Source organism: Pedobacter sp. SAFR-022 (assembly GCF_051965375.1).
Classification (GTDB): domain Bacteria; phylum Bacteroidota; class Bacteroidia; order Sphingobacteriales; family Sphingobacteriaceae; genus Pedobacter.
This window is the reverse complement of sequence record NZ_JBQCME010000008.1, coordinates 36,560-53,286: the sequence shown is the minus strand read 5'-3', so window position 1 is coordinate 53,286 and position 16,727 is coordinate 36,560. Positions and strand designations below refer to the sequence as shown.

9 protein-coding genes are annotated in these 16,727 nt (G+C 45.5%); 4 read left to right on the top strand and 5 right to left on the bottom strand.

Features of this window, described 5'->3' with window-relative positions; translation table 11 throughout:
* The first annotated feature begins 85 nt into the window (after nt 1–85).
* The 4 genes from ACTHQF_RS15965 (at nt 86) to ACTHQF_RS15950 (ending at nt 6,491) form a co-directional block, all read left to right on the top strand.
* Nucleotides 86–3,118 carry a SusC/RagA family TonB-linked outer membrane protein gene (locus tag ACTHQF_RS15965; RefSeq protein WP_440431736.1) on the top strand — a complete coding sequence of 1,011 codons (3,033 nt, stop codon included), beginning with the start codon at nt 86–88 and terminating at the stop codon, nt 3,116–3,118.
* 15 nt (nt 3,119–3,133) lie between these two features.
* Complete coding sequence (locus ACTHQF_RS15960; protein WP_440431734.1) at nt 3,134–4,645, top strand: RagB/SusD family nutrient uptake outer membrane protein; 1,512 nt, start codon at nt 3,134–3,136, stop codon at nt 4,643–4,645.
* 149 nt (nt 4,646–4,794) lie between these two features.
* Nucleotides 4,795–5,742, top strand: coding sequence for an NAD-dependent epimerase/dehydratase family protein (locus tag ACTHQF_RS15955; RefSeq protein ID WP_440431732.1), 948 nt, complete (start codon nt 4,795–4,797; stop codon nt 5,740–5,742).
* A 23-nt stretch (nt 5,743–5,765) separates the two neighbouring features.
* Nucleotides 5,766–6,491 (top strand): YebC/PmpR family DNA-binding transcriptional regulator, encoded by a 726-nt coding sequence (locus ACTHQF_RS15950; protein ID WP_440431730.1) that lies wholly within the window; start codon nt 5,766–5,768, stop codon nt 6,489–6,491.
* A gap of 75 nt (nt 6,492–6,566) precedes the next feature.
* Here ACTHQF_RS15950 and bglX read toward each other — a convergent pair whose 3' ends face one another.
* From bglX to ACTHQF_RS15925, 5 genes are all read right to left on the bottom strand, one after another.
* Nucleotides 6,567–8,870: a beta-glucosidase BglX gene (bglX, locus tag ACTHQF_RS15945; RefSeq protein WP_440431729.1), complete on the bottom strand. Its 2,304-nt coding sequence runs from the start codon at nt 8,868–8,870 to the stop codon at nt 6,567–6,569.
* Between the two features lie 9 nt (nt 8,871–8,879).
* Nucleotides 8,880–10,625: a family 43 glycosylhydrolase gene (locus ACTHQF_RS15940; protein WP_440431727.1), complete on the bottom strand. Its 1,746-nt coding sequence runs from the start codon at nt 10,623–10,625 to the stop codon at nt 8,880–8,882.
* A gap of 1 nt (nt 10,626) precedes the next feature.
* Nucleotides 10,627–11,991 (bottom strand): glucoamylase family protein, encoded by a 1,365-nt coding sequence (locus ACTHQF_RS15935; RefSeq protein WP_440431725.1) that lies wholly within the window; start codon nt 11,989–11,991, stop codon nt 10,627–10,629.
* 75 nt (nt 11,992–12,066) lie between these two features.
* Complete coding sequence (locus ACTHQF_RS15930) at nt 12,067–13,554, bottom strand: RagB/SusD family nutrient uptake outer membrane protein (protein WP_440431723.1); 1,488 nt, start codon at nt 13,552–13,554, stop codon at nt 12,067–12,069.
* An 11-nt stretch (nt 13,555–13,565) separates the two neighbouring features.
* The gene (locus ACTHQF_RS15925) at nt 13,566–16,577 is read right to left on the bottom strand and encodes a SusC/RagA family TonB-linked outer membrane protein (RefSeq protein WP_440431721.1); all 3,012 of its coding nucleotides are present in this window, start codon (nt 16,575–16,577) and stop codon (nt 13,566–13,568) included.
* Nucleotides 16,578–16,727 lie beyond the last annotated feature (150 nt).

Sequence of the window (16,727 nt, the reverse complement as noted above, 5' to 3'; positions counted from 1 at the left end):
AGTAGAGAATCTCTTCATGTTTTTTGCTCTTATATGATGATTTTTTAACTGACTCTAATATTATTAACCAACCAAATAAAACATTATGAACAGAGCTCTACCTCCAGGGAACCGAGGCGTTTTTTACAATGTCCCTCGTTTCTCAAAGTTTCAAAAACTTATCCTATGCTGCTTTCTGTTGCTGTTTGTTAATGCAGCAGCATTTGCGCAAACTGTAATTCGCGGTACTGTCCGGGATAATGAAAACAATGCACTCCCAGGTGCCACCGTGTCTGCTGTCGGTGCAACCGTCAAAGTGCTAACCGATGCAAGTGGTCGTTTTGCCATCACGGTGCCGGCAAATGTCACCCAACTAGCCTTCAGTTTCGTCGGACTGGAAACCCAGACCTTACCAATCAACAACAGAACTACCATTGACGTAGCCCTTGCTGGCTCGACCGAGCTTGATGTGGTAACTGTCGTTGGCTATGGTTCCGTTCGAAAGAGCGATCTCACCGGTGCAGCAACCACGGTTTCTGCCAAAGACTTCAACAAGGGTCCCTTGAACGCACCCGACCAGTTGATCCAGGGTAAAGTTGCCGGGGTTCAGATGATAAACAACAGTGGTCAGCCCGGGGGTTCTACTACCGTTCGTATCCGTGGTAATACCGCCATCACCGGTTCTGGTCAGCCACTCTACGTTGTAGATGGTGTTGCGCTCGATAACCGCTCCGCACGTCCTTCTGCAAGCGGTGGAGTAGGAAATGTACCCGGAGGAAATCCATTGAACTTTATCAACCCTGCTGATATTGCCAGCATGGAAGTCTTAAAGGATGCTTCTGCAACAGCAATCTACGGTTCACGTGCGGCATATGGTGTCGTATTAATCACAACCAAACGTGGTCAGACTGGCGCCTCCAAAGTTGATGTTTCCGCATCAGCCGGCGTAAGCAACATGGCCAGAGAAATTGATGTTCTTGATGGAGATGCGTATCGTGCAGCATTAAACAGATATGGCGTGAGCCAGTTTGACTTTGGTGCAAACGTGAATGCTATGGATGAAATTACCCGTAGCGCTTACAACCAAAACTACTCTTTAGCTGTGAGTGGCGGTAATCAGGACAATACTTACCGGGCATCTTTCGGCTACCAGGATCAGCAAGGTATTATCAAGAAAACCGATTTCAAAAAATATAGTGCCGCGGTAAATGGCAATTTTAAATTCCTCGACAGCAAAAAACTTGGCATGGACATTAACTTGGTGACCAGCCAGTATCTGGAAAATATTGCACCGATCACCACGGATGCAGGATTCAGAGGCAGTTTAATCAGTCAGGCACTATCCTGGAATCCTACCCGGGCATTCCGCAACCCTGATGGTTCATTGTTTATTGAACCCCGGTCATCCATTGTGAATCCACTTGCAATGTCAGAAGCTTCTAGCGACAAGTCAAAGGTTTCTACAATTCTGGGATCGGTGTCTCCATACTATAAGATCACAGACTTTTTAGAATATCGAATGCTAGCCAGTATCAACTACAGTACAGGTATTAGAAGAGCATCCACCAGAAGTTACCTGAACCTTCCCGGCATTGAAGCAGATCTACCGAACTTCCTCGGCGGTTTTGCAAGTTATGCCAATAGTGAACTGGTTACACAGCAATTTACAAACACCTTAAACTTCAATAAGGAGATTGCTTCAAAATTGAACTTGAACGCTGTCCTTGGTTATGAGTATACGAACTATATTAATAAAGGTCTTGTAAGCACTGCCAGAGGATTTGGCGACCTTGATGCTGATTATACTGACGTGATGCAGGCGACCACCCCGGCAAACCGCAGTCTTAGCTCGTTCAATGATCCAACCACGCAGTTGCAGTCGTTTTTTGCAAGAGCTATTTTTAATTACGCAGATAAATACCTTTTAACAGCAACCTTCCGTGCGGATGGTTCGACCAAATTCGGATCTGAAAACCGGTATGGATACTTCCCGTCGTTTGCAGCAGCATGGAACATCAAGAATGAAAGTTTTCTGACAGATGTTGCCTGGCTAAACCAATTGAAGATCAGGGCTGGTTATGGTCTGACTGGAAATCAGGAATTCCCATCAGGTGCAGCTTTGCAACGATACAATTTAACTTACACCGGTGGGCCATCCACAGCAGGGGTAAACAATGCCAACAGGTTCCTGAAATGGCAGTCAGATACACAGATCAATCTTGGCGCTGATTTCGGACTATTTAATAACAAGCTGAGCGGTTCCATTGATTACTTCCATAAAAAGACCACTGACTTGTTGTTCCCTCGTACACCGTTCTATCCTTCTACCCCTGGAGCTTCCATTACCTGGACCAACCTGCCAGCAGAGATCATCAATAAAGGTTTAGAAGTTGCATTGTCTGGAAGTATCATTGAGAAAGAAGATATTTCATGGTCATTGGGTGGAAACGCAACCTTCATGAATAACACCGTGAAGAATCAAAATACTGGTCTCATCAATACCGGTGCTTTAAGCGGACAAGGTTTAAGCGACGTTACTGTTCAGGTCATCCAGAGTGGGCTTCCGCTTTTTGCATTCGTAACCAGAGAATTCAATGGACTTGATGCAAATGGTTTTTCGACGTATACTGACGAAGGTTATACCTATTATTATGTAGGTAATCCGAACCCTAAAGTGATACTGGGATTAACCACAAACTTCCGCTATAAGAATTTAAGCTTAACGGCAAACTTTAACGGATCGCTCGGTCAAGACCTGTATAACAACACTGCAAACTCGGTACTACCGCTTTCCAACCTTGGCACTGGCAAGAACATCGCAAGTGGTTTGTTAAACTCCCCAATTCAGGAGTCGTTGGCAAACCCAATTGCTGCTTCCTCCCGTTACCTGGAAAAGGGCGACTATCTAAAACTTGCAAACGCAACCATCAACTACAACATTGGAAATGTGGGCAAGTCCATCAAAGCCCTAAACATCTTTGTGAACGGCCAGAACTTATTTGTAATCACCAAGTTCAAAGGTTTTGATCCGGAGGTGAATGTCGACAAGAATGTTAATGGTGTTCCATCAGCAGGTATCGAGTACATTTCTTATCCAACGGCAAGAACTTTCAACTTTGGGGTAAACTTTTCACTATAATAAAATTTAAAGAACATGAAGAATAAATATATAGCAGCTTTTGTCGCTGTCGCGCTTTTTGCGACGGGCTGCACCAAACTGGACGAAAAATTAAATGGACAAGTGGGTAATGCTGATTTAGGTGCAGGCAACGTTCCATCATTATTAGATGCAGCCTATACCTCAATGCGTAGTCCCTATCAAGGTACCTACGGTTGGTGGGCCTTGCAGGAGTTTCCAACAGATGAAGCCATTGCACCGACGCGAGCAGGTGACTGGGATGATAATGGCGCTTGGCGGGCATTACACTTACATAGATGGTCTGCAGATCATCCGCGGATATCCAGTGTTTTCCGTGATTTAAATAGTGTCACTTATGCGGCGACCAACCTTTTGCAATTCAGTCCCACACCTGTACAGGAAGCTGAAGCACGCTTTCTTCGGGCAATGGCACAATTCTCTATTCTTGATGGATGGGGTCAGGTGCCTTACCGTGATCCTGGAGAAGAAGTTACGGAGCCATCAAGGGTTCGCCCGGCAGCAGAGGCCTGGGACTTTATCGTCGCAGAGTTGAACGAAATCCTTCCGAATCTTCCGGATGGACCTGTTCATGTCGCCAATAAGGACGCAGCCCGGGTGTTGCTAATGAAATGCTACCTGAATAAGGGCGCGTTTCTAAACCGCCAAACGCCAACTTTTGACGCTGCGGACATGAACCAGGTGATTACCCTTGCCGATCAAATCATCAATTCGGGTAAATACACTTTATCTGCAAACTACTTTGATAATTTTGCCCCGAACAATGATGCGCTATCCAAGGAGAATATCTTTACTGCGCAGAATATTGGTGGGGCAAGTGCGGGTGGTGTAAACAGCACCTGGATAGCCGGACTACATTATAGTCAAAGCCCTGGTGGAAACAATGGATTTTCTACGCTATCCGGATTTTATAACAAATTCGAAGCTAACGATCAGCGCAGAGGTGGAGACTACCCTGGAGTTACCAATGTTAGTGGAGTGAAAGTTGGGTTTTTAGTTGGCCAGCAGGTTAACCAAACCGGAACCTTGCTGAAGGACAGAAGGGGTAATAACCTGATTTTTACCCCTGAAGTAAGTATAATCGAAAGAGATCCCAACCACCTTGAGGTTGCTGGGATTCGGGTAATTAAATATCCAATCGACTATGCCAACCTGGCAACCGGAGTGTCCGAAAATGACTGGGTATATTTCCGTTATGCGGATGTACTGCTGATGAAAGCTGAAGCATTACTGAGAACTTCACAAAACGGACCAGCCTTGACCATTGTAAACAGTTTGAGAGCAGTACGTGGGGCTACAGCATTTACGAGCCTAACGCTGCAGAATCTTTTAGACGAGCGTGGAAGGGAATTCTTTTGGGAGGGTGTGAGACGACAAGACCTCATCCGTTTTGGCGAGTATCTGACACCTACACAGGAAAAAACAGTTGATGATCCGAAATACTTGCTGTTCCCAATTCCAAACAACCAATTGACCAATCAGAATCTGGTGCAAAATCCAGGTTATTAATATTTATAAAAGCTGAATAAGGGCTAATAACTTCAGGTTGTTAGCCCTTTTTTGTTGGTGTTGTGCAATAGCTGGTACTTCCCTTGACAAAACCAAACATTTTGCGCAGGTTTCACTGCTTTTTTTACCTTTGCCAAAACTTTAATTTAATGCGTGAGAAAATACTTGTTTTAGGCTCCAACGGGCAGATAGGTACCGAACTTGTTACCGCTCTTAGAAAAATTTACGGCGAGGATTATGTAATCGCGTGCGATATCCGCCGCCCAGACTATGACATCAAAAATTCAGGTCCTTTTGAGTTCGTCAATGTTCTGGAAAAAGATACCTTAAATACCATCTTCCAGAAGTATAAACCAACGCAAGTTTATCTTTTAGCAGCATTATTATCCGCAACCGGCGAACAAAATCCAAAACTTGCCTGGGACCTGAACATGAACGGCTTGTTAAATGTGCTTGAGCTTGCTTTGACTTACAAAACTGCCAAAGTCTACTGGCCGAGTTCTATCGCTGTATTCGGTCCGAATTCACCAAAGAACAATACCCCACAATATTGTGTCATGGACCCAAACACCGTTTACGGTATCAGTAAGCTGGCAGGTGAAAGATGGTGCGAATACTATAACCAGAAATACGGGCTTGACGTTAGAAGCATCCGCTACCCAGGACTGATCAGCTGGAAAGCTGCACCAGGTGGAGGCACCACAGACTATGCCATCCATATTTTCCATGATGCTTTGAAAAAAAGCAGTTACGCGTCCTTCCTGGATGCGGACACCGAGCTGCCAATGATGTATATGGATGACGCAATCCGTGGTACAATTGAATTAATGGATGCACCCGCACAATACATCAGCATCAGATCTAGTTATAACTTCGCAGGTGTAAGTTTTACCCCAGAGGTGCTCGCCTCGGAAATTAAAAAGCATATTCCGGATTTTGAGCTAACTTACACCAACAATGATCCGCGCCAACTTATCGCCAACAGCTGGCCAAGTTCTATCGATGATTCCTTCGCCACCAAAGATTGGGCATGGAAACCACAGTTTGATCTGGCAAAGATGACCTCGGATATGTTAGACAATTTAAAAAACAAATAAGGTAACCCCTTCAACAAAATACAATGGGAAGAGCATTTGAATTTAGAAAAGAAAGAAAATTTAAACGCTGGGCAAAAATGGCTGTCCAGTTTACACGTATAGGTAAAGAGATCGTAATGGCTGTTAAAGATGGCGGCCCAAACCCTGATACCAACTCCCGACTGCGTACGGCCGTTCAGAATGCGAAAGCGGTGAACATGCCGAAAGATCGCGTCGACGCTGCCATCAAACGTGCATCAAATAAGGATGAGAACGGATACGAAGAACACGTATATGAAGGTTATGCACAACATGGTGTAGCCATCCTGATAGAAACTGCTACCGACAATACCAACAGAACCGTAGCCAACGTTCGTAGTTATTTCAATAAGACCGGCGGTACCCTTGGTAAAACAGGTTCCCTGGATTTTATCTTTAACCGTAAATCAATCTTCAGATTTATACCAGGTGATCGCGATCTTGAAGAACTGGAATTTGAATTGATCGATGCCGGACTTGAGGAACTCTACCTGGAATCTGACGAAGAAGGAAATGATATTGCAGTTGTTCAGACCGCATTCGAAGACTTCGGTAAAATGCAGAAGTCGCTTGAAGACCTAGGTGTTGAAATGAAGAGTGCCAAACTGGAGCGTGTAGCTTTATCTACCACGCCAATCTCCGAAGAGCAGGCTGCTGATGTTTTCAAGCTTATTGATAAGCTGGAGGAAGACGACGATGTACAGGCGGTTTACCATAACATGGCAGACTAAAGTTAAATAAATGAAATAAAAAAAGCGGCTTACACCTGGTGTAAGCCGCTTTTTTTATTTTGCTCCTGATAACAATTATAGCAGTTTAAAGTCCGCTTCTTTAACATCTCTGGAGTTTGATCCAATAAACAACTTGAAATCGCCCGGCTCCGCAACATATTGCAGATCGGCGTTGAAAAACTTCAGATCATCCGCCGTAAGTGCAAAAGTCACTTCCTTACTTTCACCCGGCTTTAAGCTGATCTTCTGAAATCCTTTAAGCTCCTTTACCGGACGGGTGATGCTGCCCACCATGTCACGGGTATAAAGCTGAACTACTTCCTTGCCTTCATAGTTTCCAGTGTTTGTCACCGTAACTTTCGCTGTAATGGATTCACCAGCTTTGAAAGATGATGCAGACAACTTGATATCACCATAACTGAAAGTGGTATAACTTAATCCATAGCCAAAAGGATAAAGTGGTTCATTGGTTACATCCAGGTAATTGGAGCGGAACTTAGAAAACCATTTTCCTTCTTCCAATGGCCGGCCGGTATTTTTATGGCTATAATAGATTGGCACCTGACCAACATTCTGCGGGAAGGTTGCGGTAAGCTTTCCTGAAGGATTTACATTTCCAAAAAGCACATCTGCAATCGCTGGGGCAGCCTGCGTACCACCAAACCAAACGTTCAATATCGCAGGTACATTTTCACTTTCCCATTTCAATGCCAATGGTCTGCCGGTAAATAGTACTAATACCACCGGCTTGCCAGTTTTTAACAAGGCAGCCAACAAACGTTGTTGTACATCTGGAATCTCCAGGTCTGTACGGCTGGAACTTTCGCCGCTCATCTCCGAACTTTCACCTAAAGCTGCAACAACAACGTCCGCTTTTTTAGCATTTTCTACCGCTTCCTGGATGATTACCTCTTCAGTACGGTTATCACGTGGGATCTCACGACCAAACATGGTCGCTCTTTCCTGGTAAGCAGGATCCGAAAGCAAGTTTGAACCCAGGCTATGCAGGATCTTTACATTTTTGCCAACCACAGTTTGAAGACCCTCCAACAAGGATGGCGTGTTGTTCAATTCAGCGTTCACACTCCAGGTACCCGGCATGTTGCTCCTGGTATTTGCCAATGGTCCTACCAGCGCAATGGTACCCGATTTCTTAAGCGGTAACAAATTGTTCTGGTTTTTCAATAGCACGAAACTTTGTGTCGCTACCTCACGTGCAGCTTGCAGGTTTGCAGGGGTTAAGATTTCTTTTTTCGCCCTTGCGTCATTGCAGTAGCGGAAGGGGTCATCAAATAAGCCGAGTTTATATTTTGCTTCCAAAACCAAACGGCAGGCATTGTTAATCTGTTCTTCGGTTACTTTACCTTCTTTCAGCGATTTTCCAAGGGTGTTCAAAAAGCCCTCACTTACCATATCCATCTCCACACCAGCTTTCAAGGATAAAGCAGATACCTGCTGAAGATCGCCAAGTCCGTGATCAATCAATTCGGAAACGGCAGTATAATCTGTAACAACAAAACCATCAAAGCCCCATTGCTTACGCAGCAGGTCAGTCATCAACCACTTATTTGCAGTCGCAGGCACACCGTTGATGTCGTTAAAGGAAGTCATCACGCTACCTGCACCAGCATCAATCGCTGCCTTGTAAGGTGGCAGGTATTCGTTGTACATGCGGTGTAAGCTCATGTCGGTGGTATTGTAATCACGACCTGATTCTGCAGCTCCATACAAGGCGAAGTGTTTTACACAAGCCATAATGGTGTTGTATTTGGTCAGGTCATCACCCTGATAGCCTTTTACCATCGCTTTTGCGATTTCTGAACCCAGGTAAGTGTCTTCTCCACTGCCTTCCGAGATCCTGCCCCAGCGCGGGTCCCTCGAAATGTCAACCATAGGGGAGAAGGTCCAGTTCAGACCATCTGCACTAGCTTCTGTTGCTGCTATTTTTGCTGTTTTCTGGATCAAGGGCAGATCCCAGGTTGCTGCCAGACCTAGTGGAATAGGGAAAGTGGTTTTGTAACCATGGATCACGTCCTGACCAAAGATCAAAGGGATCTTAAGTCTGCTTTTGTTGACTGCAATCTCCTGCGCTTTGCGGATGCGTTGTGGCGTGGTCATGCTGAAAATACCGCCGACCTGGCCACGCTGAATTTTACCTTCAACATCCGAACTTACCGCAGAGCCCGTTGTAGCCTCTCCACCGGTCACCAGGTTCAACTGGCCAATTTTCTCTTCAATCGTCATTTTCGACATCAGTGTCGAAATAAACGAATTCATTTTCGGATTTGCAGAAGCCGCTGGCTTCGTCTGTGCAAACCCACCGCCACTGCTAAAAAGCAGTGCAGTTATCATCAGATAAGTTGATTTTTTCATATTCATTTCTTGTCTTTATTCTGCCTTAATGATGTCCGACAATTTTGATTGTCCGTTCTCATTCAATGCCTCAATACGGAAGTAGTATGGCTTTTCTTTGTCCATGCCTTTGTACCAGTACTCGTTAGCACCATAGATCATGATGCAGTTATACAGCTTGTCGGGATCCGTGCCAATGTAAATGTTGTAAGCATAGGCGTCATCATTCGTGATCCACCTGATCCAGGCGCTTCGCTTATCTTTTTCAGTTCTTAAAACCATGAAGTCCTTAACAGGAGCAGGTCTCGCGATATCTGCCTTTCCGAATACCCTTAAACCGCTAATCGCAAACTTTCCAGTCGGCATGTGGATGTTAACTATTTTGATGAATCTGGCATTTACCGGCTTTTCGAGCTCCAGGTAATCGTGTGGAACATCGGTTTTGTTCTTGCTCTTATCTACGAGCAACTGCCACTTCTTTCCATCTACGCTGTATAGAAGTTGATATTGGTGGTAAATGCCCTGCTGTTTACCCAGGAATGTTGCATCCTGATCAGCATAGTTCAACTGTACAGCATGTACGGTGGAAACACGGCCCAGATCTGTTTGGATCCATTCGCCATTTTTGGCACTTGCTGCACTCCAGTAGGTCCTGATGCGCTCATCCACGGCGTTGTTTGCGTGGTAGCCACCTAAGGTGCTCGAAACCTGTACGGGTTTGTTATAGTTTAGCAACATCCAACCAGTAAACCTGCTTTTTAGATGATTATCAGCCTTCGTCGGGAGGTAATGCGGATAGTCTCCAAAGGCTGTGTTGGTGTACATTACATCATCTTTATCAAAGCCAGTCGGCCAGATCCCGATCCGTCGTTCGAAGTTATTCTTCACCGATACGACCATCGTGGATACATGCCAGTAGTTCTTCCAGTTGTCCTGGAAGGTTGCACCATGACCTGCACCTCTGGCAAATCCACCCGCTTTCCAGGATAGGGGCAGCGACTGATGTTCGAAAGGCCCAAGCGGCGTTGTACCTATAGCTACACCATCTGCATAGCCGCTAAATTCTGTTGCTGGGGCACCATACTGCAGGTAGTATTTGTTGTTGTGTTTGGTTACCCAGGCACCTTCCATAAATGGATCCAGAAAGGTGTTGTCCAGGTGTTCGCCAAAGCGCTGCCAGCCGTAGCGATCCGGGCGTAGTAACAACAGCTCCTTGCGGGTACCAATCGGCTCAAAGGTTTTCCGGTTTAACTCCACACCATACAAGGGGTAAACATTGCTGCTGCCGTTGTACATGTATAAGCGCCCGTCATCATCTACAAAGTGTGCCGGATCCCATCCACCGATGTCAAAGTTCTCCACCACCTCTTTCCAGTCATTACCCTTCGGATTGGTACTCATCCAGATCGGGAAATTGCGGGCATAGGTAGAACCGAAAACCAGCATGGTATCGCCCTGTATCCATACAGAAGGCGCACAGAGGTCATCATAAACCTTGTGCTCGGGGCGCAGGAAAGATTTGGACACGAAGTTCCAGTTGCTTAAGTCACTGCTCCACCAATATCCCCATTGATTGGTGGAAAACAGGTAATAGTCGCCTTTATAGTTCACAATTACCGGATCAGCAGTCGCCCGGTGTTTACCTTGCGTAGCGAAGTTGGGGATAGGCGTATAGCCGTAATCCAGGTTGATTGGATTGCAATAGGTAAGCTGTTTCTTCTGTGCAATTAACTGCACAGACAGCAATAATAAAGCAATCAAAAGTGGAGTTCTCTTAAACATACTATGGATTTAAAGCCGGACTTTTAAAGCCCAGCTTGGTTAAACCTGCTTTTACATCCGGGTTGCTCATAAAAAGCTTCCACAACAATCCGCTGCGGTGGTTCTCGATCATCACGATGATTGGCCCTTGATCAATCGCCAGGTGCGACTTCGCTACCCAGTTGTGTTGATCACTAAAAGCGTCTGCAAATCCATATTCGGTCCAGATCTGATCACCTTTATCCTCGTAAAAGTGTCTTAAAGCCTGCATAGAATATTCCGGGGTATAAGGGAAGGACGACAAAGCCGCAGTAGGGGTGATTACACCCAGATCTTCCGTCGGTGAATGTGCCGCATAACCTTGCCAGCTGTCACTTGCAGTTAAACCCCAGCTGTTTGCGCTGTAGCCTTTGTAGCCTTTTGGATTTTCAATACAGTAGGCACGATTAATCAGCGTGTGTGCCTTATTCTGCTCAAAGTAGTCGGCCTTGCCATCGTTTAATCCTCTTGGATCAAGTCCCAGGAAGGAGTAATGTGAAAAGAACAGCGGACCGCCGTATTCAAAGCCTAAGGGAAGTGTGATGTCAAAGTATTTTTTCCCATTGAAGAAAGTATTGTTATTGGCGAATCCATCTTCATATACTCTACGACTAATGGAGTTTTTTGGCGAAGCCGCTGCCAACACATAAGTCATCAGGCATTCATTCCAGCCTTTGATCTGGTGGTTCATGCTCCAGCCGTTATTAGGGCTCCAATGCCAGTAAAGAACATTCTGGTCTTGGGTAAACCAATCCCACTCAATGCCTTCCCACATCCAGGTGATCTTATTACGGATGTCCCGCTCTACGGCATTATCTGCTGTATAGTATTGTTTCGCGGTCAACAGTCCCTGGAAAAGAAATGCGGTTTCTACAATATCAGCACCATCGTCCTTAGGACTAAAACGAATGACCTTTCCCGTTGCACCGTTTAGCCAGTGCGGAAAAGCACCATGGAACATGTCTGCTTTCCAAAGGAAATCCACAATTTTCTTGGTGTGTGCTGCAGCCTCTTCGCGGCTGATGAACTTACGTTCCGCGGCAACAATGGTAGCCATAACACCGAAGCCAGTACCGCCTGTAGTCACCACTTCATCGCCATAGTCGAAGGAGCGATTGCTTCGTTCCCGTGCCATGCCGCTTACCGGGTGTGCAAAGTCCCAGAAATAGCGGAAGGTTTGTTTCTGCACCAGGTCAAGTAGCTGATCATCCGTCAGCCCTTTTTTGATCTTCAACTCCGGTTTAATGTAGTTTGCAGTTTTCTTTTGCCCCGATGCGGTGATGCTCAGACAGGAGAATAAAGATACAACTGCGAGGATTAGGAGTTGCCTTTGGTTAATCTTTAGCATAGTCTTGATTTTAAAAAGGTTGCCGTTGATGCGGCAACCTTCAAGTTAAAATATAGATAAGGGTTTGTGTGTGTATTAGTAGCCGGGGTTTTGGGTAAGTAAGCCACCACTCAGGTCAATCTCCTGTTGTGGTACCGGCCATACTTCGTTCTTATTAGCCTTCCAGCCTTTAGGACCAAATACTTCCAGTCCACGACCTTGACGAATGACGTCGAAATAGCGGTCGTTTTCCATCGCAAGTTCCACCTGACGCTCTTTGTAGATCGCGTTTCTAAGTGTTGCCTGATCTGTTGCAGTTACCGGAGGTAATACAGTCAGCGGATTATTGCCTCTTGCTCTGGCACGTACCAGGTTAAGGGAGGTTAATGCACGACCAGCATCTCCGAGTTCGTTCGCAGCTTCAGCGTTCATTAACAGGATATCTGCATAGCGCAGCACGCGGATGTTTTGTTGCGCTCCTTCATTAAAATTGGAAACACGAAGTCTGAATGGTACATACGACTTCTGGTTGTACATTGGATTGGGAACCGTCGTTGGAATGGTATCTCTCTGAGGAGTAATTTCACCTCTAAAGATGATGGTAGCATCCCTTCTTGGGTCATTTGGCTCATATGCTGCAGATAATGCCGTTGATGGTACATTGAAGCCCCATCCGCCACCAGGTACACCAGCTACACCCTGAACCTGGCTGTACTGAGAATTCGACGCAGGCCCATTACCTGGAAGCAATTCTGCCTGGATTTCAAACACAGATTCACTGTTATTTTCATTCTCCGTACGAAATTGCTTTTCATAGTCCGGAAACAACGCATAACCCATGCCCATTACCTGATTGGTCAGCGACAGCACGTCGTTCCACTTTTTCTGGTATAAAGCTACTTTGGCGTGTAATCCCAATGCTGCTCCTTTGGTAGCGCGTCCGAGGTCTGTAGCAGGGTAGTTCTGCGGAAGTACAGTGGCCGCATCAGTTAAATCCTGCTCAATTTGTGCATAAACCTGATCCTTTGCTGCGCGTGGCACGTTGTATTCAGAGGCGTCTTTCGGTATGGAAATCCTTAAAGGCACATCTCCATAAGCCCGCACCAATCTAAAGTAAGATAAAGCCCGTAAGAACTTCGCTTCGGCAATGAATCTTGCTTTTAGATTTTCATCCATCTCAATTGCCGGAATATTCGTAATCACCTGGTTGGCAAGATTGATGTTCTGGTATTGACCGGTCCAGAAGCTCTGTAGTGACCCCTCGGTAGAGGTTACGGTATAGGTATCATACAGATTCCAGAAGGTTGCGTCATTCGGCGTACTACCTTTATCCGCTTCATCGGAACCGACACTTTCGATAACCAAAGCAGGGAAGGCTACATTCTCCCAGGAGCGTAGATTGGCGTAAATTGCATTTACCGCTTTGGTTGCATCATCGGCGGAGGTCCAGAATTGTGATGATGGCTGCTGTGCTTGTGGGTCAACATCCAGGAAGCTTTTTTTACAAGCGGATACCAGGAGTGTCGTCGATAATAAAGCTACACCCAGACTTTTAATGATATAGGTATTATTTAGGGTTTTCATGGTTAGTTCAATTAAAATGTAACATTTACACCAACATTATAAGTTGCAAACAATGGATACACATTGGCGTCCACACCTGCATTGGTCGGCGATCCGCCAACTTCAGGGCTGAAGCCTCTGTAGCCAAAAAAGTTCAAGGCATTTTGTGCATTTGCAAATACCCTTAGTTTTCTCATTTTCCATTTACTTACCAGCTCAGTAGGTAAAGAATAGCCTAACTGAACGTTTCTCAACCTAACATAAGCACCGCTTTCTACATAGAATTCGTTCGGCTGGTAGTTGGTTGAACCACCCAATTTAGCAGATGGGTAGCTGTTGGTAGATCCAGGTCCCGTCCAACGGTTGTCGAAGAACTCTTTTGTGAAGTTCTCATTACCGAAACGGTATCCCAGGTTCGCATTGTAAATGTCTACGCCAGCAACACCTTGGATATCCAGGGTCAGGTCGAAGTTTTTATACGCGAAGTTGGTGTTCACACCATAATTGTATTTTGGATTTGGGTTACCCAATGGAATACGGTCGCGTCCATCGATTAAACCGTCGCCGTTCTGATCCACATATTTGAAATCACCGGCGGTTGTTCCCGCTTGTGGAGATGCAGCCGCTTCTTCATTGCTTTGGAAGATACCCGCTACCTGATAACCGAAGAACTCACCAATAGGTCGTCCTGCAACGGTTCTGGTTGCCAGGGCGCCACTTGTAAGACCAGTTCCACCGGCATAGATCGGGTTATTCCCGGTAGTTACCTCAAGCACCTTATTGTTGTTGATACCAAGGTTGGCACTGATGGTATAGGTCAGGTCACCAGCAGTCTTGTCAGACCAGGTTGCACTAACTTCAAAACCACGGTTACGGAAGTCAGCCTGGTTGCCAATTAATCTACTGTTAGAGGTACCCAGCGATCCAAAAATTGGAATATCAAAGATTGCCTGTTCCGTAGTTCTGTTGTAGTAATCTAACTCTACATTCAATCGGTTTTTAAGAAAACCCATTTCTAAACCGATGTCTGTTCCTGCACTACGCTCCCAGAATAATGCTGGTGGCACAAGAGTGGTGATACCGGCACCGGTATAAGGAAGTCCACCAAAGTACGCGATCAAGTTCGCACCTTGCGATACAAGTTGTGTAGTTGGATTAAATGGTACCCCTGCGTTACCTACTTTACCCCAGCTAGCACGAAGTTTCAAATTGGTGAATATGGTTTGATCTTTCATGAAATCTTCATTTGTGATCACCCAGCCTGCACCAATGGAAGGGAAATAGCCCCAAAGATCAGATCCGCCGAAGAACTGTGAGGCACCATCTGCTCTGATCGAAGCGTTCAATAAATATTTGTTTGCAAAGGAATAGTTTAGTCTACCAAAATAAGAAGCTGCGGTATTTAAGGATCCACTATCGTTGATTACACGACTGGCCGCATCACCTAAGCTTAGATATAGATCTGCATCGCTGCTAAATGGTACGTTCTGGGCAGTAGCGTTTAAGTTATATCTCTTGAAACGCTGCGCAGTCTGTCCAGCTAAAATGGTGAACTTGTGATCGTTGATGGTCTTGTCGTAAGACAAGGTATTCTCAATGATCCAGTTTCTGTCTTCCACGCGATTAACACCTAACACACTTACCGTCGCATTCTGTGCCGTGGTAGCGAAGTATTTAGGGGTATAAGAGCGAACTTCTTCTTGTCCAAAGTCACCACCAAAGCTGGTCTTGAAGGTGAAATCTTTTAAGAACTTCAATTCCGCGAACACGTTACCGGTTACTTTATAACGTGCAGTACGCTGATTAAAGAAGTCCAAAGTTGCCTGCGGGTTCATGTTACTTCCGTTACCCAGATTAAAGGTGTTTGGATCTCCGTAACTGCCATCAGGGTTAAATACCGGTACTACAGGCGAGGCAGCGTACATGCCACGGAAAATAGAGCCCGGAGCATCTTTCGAAGCACTTGAACTACCAGTAACATTATAACCGATTTTCAAAGGCTCGAAAATCTGGAAGTCGCTGGACAACCTTGCCGTATAACGTTTGTAGTTGTTGTTCTCCACAATACCATCCTGGTTTAAATAACCCAGTGATAAGTTGTAAGTAGATTTTTCCCCACCGCCATTAACGGAGATCTGGTGATTCGTTACCATTGCATCTCTCAGGATCACATCACTCCAGTTGGTACCTTCACCAAGATTGGTGTTTGTAAATAATGGATCTTGATTTAGCAGACCATACAACTCGTTCACCGCAGTTGCATATTCTGTTGCATTGGTCATCTCCACGGCGTTGGTTACGCTTTGCAAACCTACATAACCGTTGTAGTTAATGGTGGCGTCACCTCTTTTACCGCGGTTTGTCGTTACTAATACCACACCATTCGCTGCACGGATACCGTAGATCGACTGGCTGGATGCATCTTTAAGGATACTGATATTGGCAATATCGGCCGGGTTCAGGAAGTTGATATCGTCATACCAAACACCGTCTACCACATATAACACGCCGGTGTTACCATAAATGGTACCCGTACCACGAATGGTGATCTGCGGAGAGGAACCAGGTGTACCGTTGTTGGTGATAGACACACCCGCCACGCGGCCTTGCAAGGAACTTACCGGGTTAACCGATGCTTGTTTGGTAATGTCTTCTCCTTTTACGGAACTTACAGATCCGGTTACGTCAACTTTTCGCTGCGTACCGTAACCCACCACAACAACCTGTTCCAGGTTCTGGGCTTCTGTTTGTAATGCAATATTAAGGCTTGTTTGATTGTTAACAGGCACCTCTCTGGTGGTGTAACCGATATAAGTAAATACCAGGGTGCTGTTTGCTGGTGCAGCGATGGAATACCTTCCATTTGCGTCTGTTTGTGTTCCTGTAGTTGTGCCTTTTACCACAATGCTTACAGCTGGAATTGCCGACCGGTCCGCGGCATCTGTAACTATGCCCGTAATGGTAATATTCTGGGCAAAAGCATTACTGATAAAAAGTAACCCAAGAAAAGTCAGAACAGAGATTCTTGTAAACATTCTTTTCATACTCGTTTATATTTGAAATATATTGAAGGCTAAATCTCAGGCACAAAATGCTGTATCCCAAAATATTCACCTATACATGAATACATCAGGAAGCGGATGTGTATTCGTACAAGAGACGTAATATGTTGTATAACAGCCGAACTGCCTGAT

Coding starts and splice junctions, on each gene's coding strand:
- ACTHQF_RS15965 (WP_440431736.1), top strand. CDS start 86: ATGAACAGAGCTCTACCTCCAGGGAACCGAGGCGTTTTTTACAATGTC.
- ACTHQF_RS15960 (WP_440431734.1), top strand. CDS start 3,134: ATGAAGAATAAATATATAGCAGCTTTTGTCGCTGTCGCGCTTTTTGCG.
- ACTHQF_RS15955 (WP_440431732.1), top strand. CDS start 4,795: ATGCGTGAGAAAATACTTGTTTTAGGCTCCAACGGGCAGATAGGTACC.
- ACTHQF_RS15950 (WP_440431730.1), top strand. CDS start 5,766: ATGGGAAGAGCATTTGAATTTAGAAAAGAAAGAAAATTTAAACGCTGG.
- bglX (WP_440431729.1), bottom strand. CDS start 8,870: ATGAATATGAAAAAATCAACTTATCTGATGATAACTGCACTGCTTTTT.
- ACTHQF_RS15940 (WP_440431727.1), bottom strand. CDS start 10,625: ATGTTTAAGAGAACTCCACTTTTGATTGCTTTATTATTGCTGTCTGTG.
- ACTHQF_RS15935 (WP_440431725.1), bottom strand. CDS start 11,991: ATGCTAAAGATTAACCAAAGGCAACTCCTAATCCTCGCAGTTGTATCT.
- ACTHQF_RS15930 (WP_440431723.1), bottom strand. CDS start 13,554: ATGAAAACCCTAAATAATACCTATATCATTAAAAGTCTGGGTGTAGCT.
- ACTHQF_RS15925 (WP_440431721.1), bottom strand. CDS start 16,577: ATGAAAAGAATGTTTACAAGAATCTCTGTTCTGACTTTTCTTGGGTTA.